This is a genomic window from Sphingomonas sp. BL-S-30, from assembly GCF_055521475.1.
In genome coordinates this window covers 3,410,075-3,422,884 of the sequence record NZ_CM145481.1, presented here as the reverse complement: position 1 = coordinate 3,422,884, position 12,810 = coordinate 3,410,075, and the positions used below count along the sequence as shown (strand labels likewise).

At 66.4% G+C, this 12,810-nt stretch carries 11 protein-coding genes; 7 read left to right on the top strand and 4 right to left on the bottom strand.

Annotated features, from left to right (window positions below):
* Positions 1 to 333: 333 nt before the first annotated feature.
* Both ACZ1I5_RS15930 and ACZ1I5_RS15925 read right to left on the bottom strand, forming a co-directional pair.
* Positions 334 to 525 (bottom strand): helix-turn-helix transcriptional regulator, encoded by a 192-nt coding sequence (locus ACZ1I5_RS15930; protein WP_465170214.1) that lies wholly within the window; start codon positions 523 to 525, stop codon positions 334 to 336.
* Entirely contained in the window at positions 522 to 917 is a 396-nt protein-coding gene (locus ACZ1I5_RS15925) for a hypothetical protein (protein ID WP_465170213.1), read from the bottom strand. The genes ACZ1I5_RS15930 and ACZ1I5_RS15925 overlap by 4 nt, the downstream gene beginning before the upstream one ends.
* Before the next feature lie 134 nt (positions 918 to 1,051).
* Here ACZ1I5_RS15925 and ACZ1I5_RS15920 point away from each other — a divergent pair, with 134 nt between their 5' ends.
* The 4 genes from ACZ1I5_RS15920 (at position 1,052) to ACZ1I5_RS15905 (ending at position 5,395) form a co-directional block, all read left to right on the top strand.
* Positions 1,052 to 2,134, top strand: coding sequence for a sensor histidine kinase (locus ACZ1I5_RS15920; protein ID WP_465170212.1), 1,083 nt, complete (start codon positions 1,052 to 1,054; stop codon positions 2,132 to 2,134).
* The gene (locus ACZ1I5_RS15915) at positions 2,131 to 2,871 is read left to right on the top strand and encodes a LytR/AlgR family response regulator transcription factor (protein WP_465170211.1); all 741 of its coding nucleotides are present in this window, start codon (positions 2,131 to 2,133) and stop codon (positions 2,869 to 2,871) included. Before ACZ1I5_RS15920 ends, ACZ1I5_RS15915 begins: the two co-directional genes overlap by 4 nt.
* A 96-nt stretch (positions 2,872 to 2,967) precedes the next feature.
* Positions 2,968 to 4,869, top strand: a complete 1,902-nt coding sequence (locus ACZ1I5_RS15910; RefSeq protein WP_465170210.1) for an alpha/beta hydrolase-fold protein — start codon at positions 2,968 to 2,970, stop codon at positions 4,867 to 4,869.
* Entirely contained in the window at positions 4,853 to 5,395 is a 543-nt protein-coding gene (locus ACZ1I5_RS15905; RefSeq protein WP_465170209.1) for a DUF6265 family protein, read from the top strand. Before ACZ1I5_RS15910 ends, ACZ1I5_RS15905 begins: the two co-directional genes overlap by 17 nt.
* On the opposite strand, the gene ACZ1I5_RS15900 is transcribed toward ACZ1I5_RS15905, so the two are convergent.
* A complete protein-coding gene (locus ACZ1I5_RS15900; protein ID WP_465170208.1) occupies positions 5,392 to 6,291 on the bottom strand; it encodes a LysR family transcriptional regulator in 900 nt (299 codons plus the stop codon). The two genes, ACZ1I5_RS15905 and ACZ1I5_RS15900, sit on opposite strands and share 4 nt — an antisense overlap.
* Before the next feature lie 117 nt (positions 6,292 to 6,408).
* Between ACZ1I5_RS15900 and ACZ1I5_RS15895 the strand changes: the two genes are divergently transcribed.
* From ACZ1I5_RS15895 to uvrA, 3 genes are all read left to right on the top strand, one after another.
* Positions 6,409 to 7,329 (top strand): alpha/beta fold hydrolase, encoded by a 921-nt coding sequence (locus tag ACZ1I5_RS15895; RefSeq protein WP_465170207.1) that lies wholly within the window; start codon positions 6,409 to 6,411, stop codon positions 7,327 to 7,329.
* Positions 7,330 to 7,343: 14 nt separating this feature from the next.
* On the top strand, positions 7,344 to 7,817 hold the full coding sequence (locus ACZ1I5_RS15890; RefSeq protein WP_465170206.1) for a cupin domain-containing protein: 474 nt from the start codon (positions 7,344 to 7,346) through the stop codon (positions 7,815 to 7,817).
* A 101-nt stretch (positions 7,818 to 7,918) separates the two neighbouring features.
* Positions 7,919 to 10,957, top strand: coding sequence for an excinuclease ABC subunit UvrA (uvrA, locus tag ACZ1I5_RS15885; RefSeq protein ID WP_465170205.1), 3,039 nt, complete (start codon positions 7,919 to 7,921; stop codon positions 10,955 to 10,957).
* A 512-nt stretch (positions 10,958 to 11,469) separates the two neighbouring features.
* Here uvrA and ACZ1I5_RS15880 read toward each other — a convergent pair.
* Positions 11,470 to 12,801, bottom strand: a complete 1,332-nt coding sequence (locus tag ACZ1I5_RS15880; RefSeq protein WP_465170204.1) for a hypothetical protein — start codon at positions 12,799 to 12,801, stop codon at positions 11,470 to 11,472.
* Positions 12,802 to 12,810: the final 9 nt, after the last annotated feature.

Here is a 12,810-nt window from a genome sequence, read left to right as displayed (position 1 = left end):
GCCTCTCCATCTCGTTTTCTCAGAAAACGCGCAGACGCCGGACGCGCAATCCATTAATGGAATGGCACCATGTCTTGGACGACGACTCGATCGCCTGAACTATATTCTTGAAATGTACGCCTGGTGCGACGCGCAGTCTTGCAGAACTGCCGCCAATATCGACAGCAAAGTCTATCCGGAATCCGTTCTATCCGGATCGATGCTTGACGCCGTTATTTGCCGGTCGCGGGTCGGGTCATTGCGCCTCGGAAAAGCTCGTGACGCCCGGCACTTCCACGCTGCTTGTCGCGTTCGGGCCGACAATCCGGCAACGGTCGTACCTCGAACGAAACGTCAGTCCGGAAAGAACAGCTCTTCGATCGTCATCCCGAATACCTTGGAAATATCGAAGGCGAGCGGCAGGCTCGGGTCGTATCGGCCATTCTCGATCGCGTTGACCGTCTGCCGCGAGACCTTGAGCAGCGCCCCCAGATCGACCTGGGACCAGCCCCGCTCCGCCCTCAATGCCTTTAGCCGGTTCCTCACCGGTAACGGAACCACTGAGTCCAGATGCACCCGGTCCAGATCAGGCTGAGCAGGATCAGCGGCACGTACATCGGCAGCCGGGGCCAGCCGACCACTTCGAGCAGGGCATAGGCGACCATCAGGAACAGCGCCGCGCCAAACGCCCAGGCCACGGCTTCGAGCTGCTTGCGCACCAGCATCTCGTCCATCCTTCGGAATTGCCGGACGGTGGCGCGCAGCAGCCCCGCGGCGGGGATCAGCGGAACCAGCATGACGGCACTACGCCACGCATCGAGTCCGTCGACCTTGAACGCGAGCAGCACGGCCGCCAGCAGGACGGCGATATAGGCCAGCGTCCAGCCGAGCTGCGCCGCCAGCGCGACGCGGATCACGCGCCACTGTTCCGAAGTCATTTTGGGGCCTCCTATGGAAAGTTTCTTTTCCATATCCGAGTCGTTCGGCAATGACAAGCTTCTTTTCCATCGGCGCCGGGACCGCGGCGGAATCGCGTCTATCCCGCGTCGCGCCGATCGGGCATGAAACGGGCATGATCGCGCCAGTCACAGGACAGCCGGCCAGGGGAAACGCGCTCGTCCGGTTCGCCGGAATCTGGGCGATCTGGCTCGTCATCGCGCTGATCACCTCGGTCCAGGGCTATGTCGCCGGGCTCACCGCCGGAACGCCGCAACCCTGGCTGCCCGCCTTCGGCAATGGCGTCGCCTGGTATTCGGCCTGGGCGGTGCTGACGCCGCTGGTGGTGGCGGTGGCGCGCCGCTTCGCCGGGGAGCGGCGCATCGCACGGCTGCTCGCGATCCATCTCGGTGCGGGCGTTGGCGTCGCGGTGCTGCACTCGGCGCTTTACGCGTCGCTCAACGCGATGGTGTACGGCAAGGCGGCCTGGGCGCCGTGGAGCAAGGACCTGTTGCTGCTCAAGCTCACCAGCAGCATCCATGTTCAGCTGATGATCTACGCGATCATCGTCGGGATCGTGCTCGGCGCGCGTGCCTATCGCACCCTGCGCGACCGCGAGGTCGCCGCCGCCCGGCTGGAGACAAGGCTCGCCGAAGCCGAGACGGCGGCGCTGCGGGCGCAGCTCCAGCCGCATTTCCTGTTCAACACGCTCAACGCCATCTCCGCGCTGGTGCCGGACGATCCGGTCACCGCGCAGCGGCTGATCGCGCGGCTCGGCGACCTGTTGCGGCTGTCGATCGACCAGCACCGGTCGCAGCGTGCCGCGCTCGCTGACGAGCTCGACTTCACCGACGCCTATCTGGCGATCGAGGAGGCGCGGCTGGGCTCGCGGTTGCGTATCGTCCGGCGCATCGCGCCCGAGGCGCTGGTCGTGCCGGTGCCGGCCCTGCTGCTCCAGCCGCTGGTGGAAAATGCGGTGCGGCACGGCATCGCGCCGGTCGTGGCGGGCGGCACGCTGACGATCGAGGCGGCACTTCAGGACGGGCAGCTGCGGCTGATCGTGGCCGACGACGGCAAGGGCGCCGCCGAGATCGTCGAAGGCGTCGGGCTCGGCAATGCCCGGCTGCGCCTGCGCCAGCTTTATGGCGACCGCCAGTCGCTCGCCATCGACACCGCGCCGGGCGGCGGTTTCCGCGTGACCGTCGTGATGCCGCGATGATCCGCACCCTGATCGTCGACGACGAGCCGCTCGCTCGCCGCGCGGTACGCGCGCCGATCGAGGCGCATGGCGGGTTCGCAGTGGTGGGCGAGGCGGATCATGGCCGCGCCGCGGTCGAGGCGATCGGTGCGCTGCGACCGGATCTCGTGTTCCTCGACGTCCAGATGCCGGAAATGACCGGTTTCGACGTGATCGAGGCAGTCGGCGTGGAGACCATGCCGCTCACCGTCTTCGTCACCGCGTTCGACGAGCATGCGGTCCGGGCGTTCGAGGTGGAGGCGCTCGATTATCTGCTCAAGCCGTTCGACGATCTGCGCATCGGTCGCGTGCTCGAACGGGTCTGCCGCCAGCTCGCGACCGGCGCGCCGCACGGCGCCAGGCTGCGCGGGATGCTGGACGGGCTGGCCGGGCCGCCCGGGCTGGTGGTGCGGTCGCATGGCAGCGTCAGGCTGATCCCGCTCGACCAGATCGACTGGATCGCGGCGGCGGGGGACTATGCCGAGGTCAATGCCGGCGGCCGCGCCGCGCTGCTCAATGAATCGCTCGCCTCGCTCGAGGCGCGGCTGCCGGCGGAAGCGTTCGCCCGCGTGCATCGCTCGGCGATCGTCCGTCTCGACCGGCTGGCCGAAATCCGCCCGGCCGCGCATGGAGATGCCGTGCTGCGCCTGACCTGCGGCGCCGATCTGCGTCTCAGCCGGCGCTATCGCGCGGCGGTCGACCGCTATTTAGCCCGCTGATCCCGCCCGGCGAGCCCAGGGTCCCGCCCGGCGAAAGCACCTTGCCGCCCGCCGCCGCCGCATGCCCCGATGCGCGGGCAAGCGGGGAGGGTATCCATGCGCCACATAGGATTGTTTTTCGGCCTGTTGCTGGCGCTGCTCGCGGCGCCCAGCCTGGCGGAGGCGCAGAGCCGGCTGGTGACCAGCCAGCTGCGCTCGGTCAGTTTCGGCGAGAGTCGGATCGGGGTCTCGCCGCTGCGCAACGTCACCGTCTATCTGCCGCCGCATTATGCCGACGGATCGCGGCGTTTCCCGGTGATCTATTACCTCAATCATTTCTTCGAGGATCATCGCGAGCCCTTTGCCAGCCATGATGCGCGCGCGCTGTTCGACAAGGCGATCGGCGCCGGCGTGATCGGCGATGTGATCGTGGTGACGGCGGACTTCTCCACGCCGGCGGGCAGTTCCTGGTACGTCAACTCCTCCGCCACCGGGAATTGGGAGGATTTCATGGTGCGCGAGCTGGTGCCCTGGGTCGATGCGACCTATCGCACGCTCGCCACCCGGGATTCGCGCGGCGTCGTCGGGGACGGGGTCGGCGGCTATGGCGCGGTCCGTTTCGGCATGCGTCATCCCGAAATCTTCGGCACGGTGTATGGGATGCAGGCGGTCGGCACCGGGCCGGGCGTGCAGACGACCTATAGCCGCCCGAATTTCGATCTGCTCGCTCGTGCCCGCTCGCTCGACGATCTCGGCGACGACAGCTTTTCGCGGATCTTCACCGCTATCTACCAGGCTTTCTCGCCCAATCCCGATCGGCCGCCGCTCTATTTCGATCCGCCCGCGCGCCGGGTGGACGGGCAGCTGCTGGTCGACAGCGCGGTGATGAAGCGATTCCATGAAGACATGGATCTGGCCGGCCTCGTCCCCGACTATGCGGACAATCTGAAATCGCTGCGCGGGCTGAAGATCGACTGGGGCCGGGGCGACACCATCGCGGACCATATCGCCGGCAACCAGGCGCTGTCGCGCCAGCTCGCCGAGTTCGGCGTGCCGCACGAAGCGGAGGAACATGCCGGCGGCTTTCGCGACCGGCATTGGGGGGAGGACGGGCGAGTCTATACCGACGTGCTGCCCTTTTTCGCCCGGCACCTGCTGTTCGGGCCGCCGACCGCGCCGCGCGACCGCGTGACCGCCGCGCATGGCCGGCTCGGCGCGGCGATGATCGCCGGCGACGCGGACGCGCTCGCCGCGCTGTACCTGCCCGACGCGATCAGCATGCCGGAATATCAGCCGGCCCTGTACGGCCGCACCCGGATCGCGGCCTATCAGCGCGCCATGTCCGTCCGCCGCCGCGTGACCGGCTATGTCCCGGTGGCGGCGGAGGTGATCGATCTCGGCAAGGGCGTGCTGGTCGAAACCGGCCTCTTCACCATCGCCTGGCGGCTGTCCGGCGGCGGGATCGAGGAGGAGCGCGGCAAATATGTCAATGTGTGGAGCACCGGACCGGACGGCGCGCTGAAGCTCAAGGCCGATGTCCGTGGCTATCTCCGGCCACTGGCGGACCCGTCGTCCTTCGTCGTCGCACTGCCGGCGCAGGCACCCCCGGCGTCTCCCGCCGGCGGGCCGCTCGCCGCCCGGCTCGATGCCCTGAACCGGGCCAATGCCCGCGCCGTGCAGGATCATGACGTGGCCGCGCAGCTCGCGCTTTATGCCGATGACGGCATGTTCATGCCCTTCGCCAACACCCCAAGGGCGGGGATCGCGGAGCTCCGCCCCTTTCTCACTGCCTATGTCAATGCGGGGCGCGGCGCGACTTTCGACTCAGTGCGGGTCTGGAATACCGGCTTCGAGGATTTCGGCGGCTATGTCCTGGAATATGGGAAGTTCCGCGTCGCCTGGCGGGCGGGCGGGTCGTCCGGGGTCACCCGGGGCGGCGGGCTGCGGCTGTGGCGCCGGGGCGCGGACGGCGCGCTCACGATGCTGCGCCAGATCGGGACGCATGACCATGCCGGCTGACGGCCTCGCGCGACGCGCGGTCCTGTGCGCGCTCCTCGCGGCGCTCCCCGCGACCGCCGCCGCGCAGACCAGTCCGCGTTCGATGATCCGCCTGCTCGACCAGCGCCGGCCGGCGCCGCCGGCGAGGATCGCCGACATGGCCTGGATCGAGGGCCATTGGATCGGTGCCATGCCGGAGGGGCCGGTCGAGCATGTCGTGCTCGGCGCGGCGTTCGGTCACATGCCCGGTTTCGTCCGCGCGGTCAGCCCGCAGGGCGTGGTCTTTTACGAGATCAGCGTGTTCGTCGAGACCGGCGATTCGCTCGCGGTGCGGGTCAAGCATTTCACGCCGGCGCTTGCCGGATGGGAGACGCAGCAGGGCTATGTCGATCGCCCGCTGGTCGCGCGCGACGGCGATCTTTTCTATTTCGACGGCATCACCTTCCAGCGCACCGGGCCGGACGGCTTCACCGTCTATTTCCTCGACCGCCCCGGCGGCGTGGAGCGTGCCACTTTGGTCATCCCGTTCCGGCGGAAGAGTAACTAAGCCCGGTCCCAATAAGGCGGGTCGCCGAAGCTGCGCCTGAGGCTCGCGGTCAGCGCGGCGATCTTGGTCGAGGCGCTGCGGTCGCGCAGATAGGCGATGAACAGCTCGGCGCCCTCCGCCTCGATCCCGATATCGACGATCTCCAGCGCCCCGCTCGCCAACTGCTCGTGCACGAAGAAAGTCGGCAACAGCGTGATGCCCAGCCCGGCCAGCGCCGCATCGCGCATCACCAGGCCGTTGTTCACCCGGAGCGCGGCGCGCGGCCGCAGCACCGTCCAGCCGTCCGCCCCGGCGAAGCGCCAGTCGGCGTCGCGATTGGCGTAGAGGATGCCGCAATGCCCCGCCAGTTCGGCCAGGGTGCGGGGCCGGCCCTTCTCCGCCAGATAGCGGGGCGTGGCGACCAGCACCCGCCGGGTCACCGCCAGCCGTTTCGCCACCAGCCGCGTGTCGCCGACCGGACCGTGGCGGATCACCGCGTCGAACCCGCTCGCCGCCGCATCGACGAATCCGTCGTCCAGCTCCAGCGTCAGGTCGATATCGGGATGGTCGCGCAGGAACTGGTTCAGCGCTGGCCCCAGATGCAGGATGCCGAAGCCGACCGGTCCCGATACCCGGAGCGGCCCGGCCAAGGTCCCCCGCCGCTGCGCCAGCTCCGCCGCCGCCTCGCGCGCCTGGTACAGGATCTGCTGCGCGCGCGGCAGGAAGCTGTGGCCGTCCTCGGTCAGGGTCAGCTTGCGGGTGGTGCGCTGGATCAGTCTTGTGCCCAACGTGCGCTCCAGCTCGGCCAGCCTTTCGCTCACCACTGACTTGGCGAATCCCAGCCGCCGCGCCGCCGCGCTGATCGATCCGGCCTCAGTGATCGCGGCAAAGGCGCTGAGCCCGTCCATCTTCATCATCGTTCGGTTATCCCGGACACAAGTTTCAGCTTTATGCTACTAGTCCGAACAACCGATAGCGATCATTTTCCTCGGCAAGACGGGCGGCCCCGATGGCGCCCAAACAGGGGAAATCCGATGCTTCGTTCGTTGATGCTCGCCGGCGCCGCGCTGATTATGGCGGCGCCCGCCGCCGCCCAGGTGCCGCCTTATCCGGCCGCCTTCCATACCGAGGAGATCGCCACCAACGGCGCGACCATCCATGTCCGGGTCGGCGGCAAGGGCCCCGCGGTCGTGCTGCTGCACGGCTATGGCGAGACCGGCGACATGTGGGCGCCGATGGCGGCCGACCTGATGCGCGACCACACCGTGATCGTGCCCGATCTGCGCGGCCTCGGCCTGTCCTCCAAGCCGTCCGGCGGGTTCGACAAGAAGAATCAGGCGGGCGATGTGCTCGGCGTGCTCGACCGGCTGAAGATCGCCAGGGCCGATCTGGTCACGCATGACATCGGCAACATGGTCGGCTTCGCCTTTGCCGCGCTCCACCCCGACCGGGTCGGCCGCTTCGTGCTGATCGATGCGCCGGTGCCCGGCGTCGGCCCATGGGAGGAGATCCTCAAGAACCCGCTGCTCTGGCATTTCCGTTTCGGCGGGCCCGACATGGAGCGGCTGGTGGCGGGGCGCGAGCGCATCTATCTCGATCGCTTCTGGAACGAATTCTCCGCGGTGCCCGCGCATTTCACCGAAGGCTCGCGCGAGCATTATGCAAAACTCTACGCCATGCCCGGCGCGATGCACTCCGGCTTCGCGCAATTCGCCGCCTTCGATCAGGACGCGATCGACAACCGCGCCTGGCTCGCCGCGAACGGCAAGCTCAAGATGCCGGTCCTCGCGCTCGGCGGCGAGAAGAGCTTCGGCCTGACCATGGCGGTGGTGATGCGCGCCGGCGCCGAGAATGTCACCGAAGGCGTGGTCCCCGGTTCCGGCCACTGGATCATGGAAGAGAATCCCGACGCGACCGTGACGCTGGTTCGCGGCTTCCTGGACGCGGGCAAGTGAAGGCGCGGCTCTGGTTGGCGACGGCACTCCTGCCGCTCGCCGCCACCAGCGCCGCCCAAACAGGGGCGGGGCAGTCGGGGGAGGGCGGTCACCTCCGCCTCGCCCCCGCCGACATTGCCGCGCTGCCCATGCTAGGCGCCGGCGCCGGCACCTCGGGCGTGGCGGGCATCCGCACCCGCATTCTCTCCGGCGACCCGACCAAGGCCGGCCTCTACACCATCGCGCTGACCGTCCCCGCCAACACCCGCATCGCCGCCCACCGCCACCGCGACGATCGCACCGCCACCGTCGTCGCCGGCACCTGGTATTTCGGCTATGGCGACAAGGCACCGGACGCCGCGTTCAAGCCCCTCCCGCCCGGCAGCTTCTACGCCGAACCCGGCGACGTCGCCCATTTCGCCCGGACGGGCGCCGATCCGGTGACGCTCTACATCACCGGCATCGGGCCGACCGACACCCGCTATGTCGAGGCCAGCGCGAGCCCTTGATCGAAAGCAACACGGTCGCGGCTCGAAACCGCGCCGCGCGTTCCTATATTGCCCGGTAGCGGCTCTTGCCGAATCCGAACAAATATGGAACATAACGGTCTATGCTGACCCATATCTCCGTGCGCGGCGCGCGCGAGCACAACCTCAAGGATGTCTCGATCGACATCCCGCGCGACACGCTCACGGTGATCACCGGCCTGTCCGGCTCGGGCAAGTCGAGCCTGGCCTTCGACACCATCTATGCCGAGGGGCAGCGGCGCTATGTCGAGTCGCTCTCGGCCTATGCCCGCCAGTTCCTCGAGCTGATGCAGAAGCCCGATGTCGACCATATCGAGGGCCTGTCGCCCGCCATCTCGATCGAGCAGAAGACCACCAGCCGCAACCCGCGTTCGACCGTCGCGACCGTCACCGAGGTCTATGATTACATGCGCCTGCTCTGGGCGCGCGTCGGCATTCCCTATTCGCCCGAGACCGGCCTGCCGATCGCAGCGCAGACCGTCAGCCAGATGGTCGACCGGGTCATGGCCCTGCCCGAGGGCACGCGCCTGTACCTGCTCGCCCCCGTCGTGCGCGGCCGCAAGGGCGAATATCGCAAGGAAATGCTCGAGTGGCAGAAAGCGGGCTTCACCCGCGTCCGCATCGACGGCGAGCTCTACGAGATCGACGAAGCCCCCGCGCTCGACAAGAAATTCAAGCACGACATCGAGGTGGTGGTCGACCGCCTCGTCGTCGGCCCCGACATGTCCACGCGCCTCGCCGACAGCTTCGAGACCGCGCTGAAGCTGGCCGAGGGGCTGGCCTATGTGGATCTGGTCGATACGACGGTGGCCGAAATATCCCCCTCCCGCTCGCGGGAGGGGCTAGGGGAGGGCCTGTCCGCAAGCAGCGCCGCCCTTGGTGACACGCCCTCCCCCGACCCCTCCCGCAAGCGGGAGGGGAGTAAGGTCAAGGAAGCCCCCCAGACCTTCGTCCCCGAAGGCAAGATGAAGAACACCGGCATCCCCGCCAACCGCATCGTGTTCTCCGAAAAATTCGCCTGCCCGGTCTCCGGCTTCACCATCGCCGAGATCGAGCCACGCCTCTTCTCCTTCAACGCCCCGCAAGGCGCATGCCCCGCATGCGACGGCCTCGGCGAGAAGCTGCTGTTCGACGAGGAACTCGTCGTTCCCAACCATGCGCTCTCCATCAAGAAGGGCGCGATCGTCCCCTGGGCGAAATCCAACCCGCCTTCGCCCTATTACATGCAGGTGCTGGGCAGCCTGGCGCGCGAATTCGGCTTCAGCCTCGACACGCCCTGGGAGGATCTGCCCGGCGAAGTGAAGCTGATCATCCTGCACGGCACCGCCGGCAAGCCCGTCACGCTGACCTTTATCGACGGCAAGAAGTCGTACGACGTGCGCAAGCCCTTCGAGGGCGTCATCGGCAACCTCAACCGCCGCATGCTCCAGACCGAAAGCGCCTGGATGCGCGAGGAGCTGTCGAAGTACCAGAGCAGCGCCGCGTGCGAGGTCTGCCACGGCGCCCGCCTCAAGCCCGAGGCGCTGGCGGTCAAGATCGGCATGCGCGACATCTCCTCGGTCACCCATTTGTCGGTGGTCGATGCGCTCGCCTGGTTCACCGCCATCCCGTCGGATCTGACGACGCAGCAGAACGCCATTGCCGAACGCATCCTCAAGGAGATCCTCGAACGGCTCGGCTTCCTCAACAATGTCGGGCTGGATTATCTCAACCTGGATCGCACCTCGGGCACGCTGTCGGGCGGTGAGAGCCAGCGCATCCGCCTCGCCTCGCAGATCGGCTCGGGCCTCTCGGGCGTGCTTTACGTGCTCGACGAGCCGAGCATCGGCCTGCACCAGCGCGACAACGACATGCTCTTGAAGACGCTCCGGCGCCTGCGCGATCTCGGCAATACCGTGCTGGTGGTCGAGCATGACGAGGATGCGATCCGCTCGGCCGATTACATCATCGATATGGGCCCCGGCGCCGGCGTCCATGGCGGCGCGGTCGTGGCCGAGGGAACGCTCGACGACATCCTGACGTCGACGGGCAGCGTCACCGCGGATTATCTCAACGGCACACGCGAGGTCGCGGTGCCCACGACGCGACGCAAGGGCAACGGCAAGAAGCTGACGGTGCACAACGCCACCGCCAACAATCTGCGCGGCGTCACCGCCAGCCTGCCGCTCGGCACCTTCACCTGCATCACCGGTGTGTCGGGCTCGGGCAAGTCGAGCTTCACCATCGACACGCTCTATGCCGCCGCCGCGCGCCAGCTCAACGGCGCGCGCGTGCTCGCCGGCAAGCATGAGAAGATCAGCGGCCTGCAATATCTCGACAAGGTGATCGACATCGATCAGTCGCCGATCGGCCGCACCCCGCGCTCCAACCCCGCGACCTATACCGGCGCCTTCACGCAGATCCGCGACTGGTTCGCCGGCCTGCCGGAAAGCCAGGCGCGCGGTTACAAGCCCGGCCGGTTCAGCTTCAACGTCAAGGGCGGCCGCTGCGAGGCCTGCCAGGGTGACGGCCTGCTCAAGATCGAGATGCACTTCCTGCCCGACGTCTATGTGACGTGCGACGTGTGCCACGGCGCCCGCTACAACCGGGAGACGCTCGAGGTGAAGTTCAAGGGCAAGTCGATCGCCGACGTGCTCGACATGACGGTCGAGGACGCGGTCGAGTTCTTCAAGGCCGTCCCCCCGATCCGCGACAAGATGGCGATGCTGGCGGAGGTCGGTCTCGGTTACGTCAAGGTCGGCCAGCAGGCGACGACTCTGTCGGGCGGCGAAGCGCAACGCGTCAAGCTGGCCAAGGAACTGTCCCGCCGCGCGACCGGCCAGACCCTCTACATCCTCGACGAGCCCACCACCGGCCTGCATTTCGAGGACGTGCGCAAGCTGCTCGAAGTGCTGCACGCCCTGGTCGACCAGGGCAACACGGTGGTGGTCATCGAGCACAACCTGGATGTCATCAAGACCGCCGACTGGGTGCTCGACCTCGGGCCGGAGGGCGGCGTGAAGGGCGGGGAGATCGTCGCCGAGGGCACGCCGGAGAAGGTGGCGAAGACCAAGGGATCGTTCACCGGGCAATATCTCGCGCCGCTCTTGGAGCGCGGGCGGGAGCGGGTGGCGGCGGAATAATTTCTCTCCCTAGTCTCTCTCTCTCTCTCTCTCTCTCTCTCTCTCTCTCTCTCTCTCAGTCAGAAGGAGGGGAGGGAGCCGTGCAGCCGCGGAAGGCTGAGTGTGACACCCGCGAAATCACCGAGTCGCCAGAAGGCAGGGGGCAAGCAAGAGGGTCTGCATCGACCCGAATTCGAAGCTGCCTTCCGCCCTTCGCCCGCGAGTGAGGCCATGAAACGAGCGGCTGGAATCTGAGATCACCTTCTCCGCTCGCCCTGAGCATGTCGAAGGGTTGCTTTTCTCCGAAGGAAAGAAAAGCAAAGTTCGACCAGTCGGTATCACCGTCGCCGCTTCTCTCTTACTACCCCCGCAAACGTCGTCTGCGTTCATCCCACATCCAACTATTCCCGTGACGAGGGATGGCGGAGATGAAAGAATCCTTCGAGAATGCGCTGTTTCGAGATCGTTTTCACATGAGCGTGAGGCGTTGTGAGTGACTTCACGACGCCTCACATCAGGCGAGGGTCAATCCGTCACGATCCGCCGCAGAAATAGTCGAGACTGTAGCTGCTAGAAGCGGTCAGAGCCGCACCGGGATAAAACGTGATGCCAGACGTCGCCGCGACCTTGGCGACAAGGAGGGGCGTGGGCGGTGCTCCATTTCTTTGCAGGCTGATGGCGCAGTTCGGAATACGGCCCCGTCCGATCCCGAAAGTCAGCGTTAGGACAGGGCCGATTGAGAGTGAGCCGCTGCCCGTATTGAGTGTATAAGTCCCGGAGACTTGATCGCAGCTATGGCCTGTTGCGCAGGCGACGGAGGCTCCGGAGCCGACGAAACCAGGTCCGGCAAGTGTGACGGCCGAGTTGTTCGCGGTCCCTGTAAGGGCAACGGCTGCAACCGGCTGAAGGGCCGTAACCTGCGACGCGTTGATCTGAAGCTGACTGGAGCCGGCAACGACGAACTCCCAGCCTTGGATCGTCGCTTCATTGGATATCCAGTCGTTTCCGAGTGCAGTGGGAAAGCGAAGGTTGGGGTCCGAATTGGTTGTGTTGCCGTAAATGCGCTGGCCCCTCGCGATGGTGAGCGCGGCTTGGTCGGTGCCGAACGTCGCACCTGAGAAATCGAGGCCGAACCGATATTTGCCGGTGGCGCTCCACGCGGTGTCGACAGCTCCGATGCCTTGCTGCTGCAGCCTGACGCCTGCCCACATCGTGCCGAGATTCCCGATCGCGCTTGTACGCCGCAGGTTGAACACCGCACCGATGCCAGCAACGTCATTGCCTTGGTCATCGAGATTGATCTCGATGGGATTGAGATACACTCCGTCTTGACCGGCAAAGGCATCGCCCGCGAACAGGCTGCACGCGGGGTTGGCGAGAAAATTGGTGGCGCCGGCTCGTTGCCCCGTCACGAAGCACGTACCACTGAAATTGATCAGATCGCCTTGCCCCGCCTGATAGCTTTGAATGCGATAGCCGACCGCCGCCGTGCGCCCGTCATTGCCTGACGTTGATTGATTCCAGCCGGATGCATTGTAGATCGAAAGATAATGCGGCGATGCCTCGGGCGTGAATTGGTATCCCGTAGAAGGCTGGCCGAGCGTAGCGGCGCCGTAGATGCGGTACTCTTCTCCAGCGGCGTGACGCCAATCACCATTGAATGCGGTGTCGGGCGATGAATATGTTCCCAAAGCTGATGGTGCCTGCCTTATCAGGTCGAATTTTGGCGCCCGCCAATTTCCCGAGGAATCTCCAATCTGGCCAACCCCTTTCAAAGGAGCGGGCATTACTGAAGAGCCGATATTCGTCGGAAAGCGCCCTTCGGGCACATAGGCGACCCCGGCGGCATTGACTATGTTAGTCAAAGCTGTCGC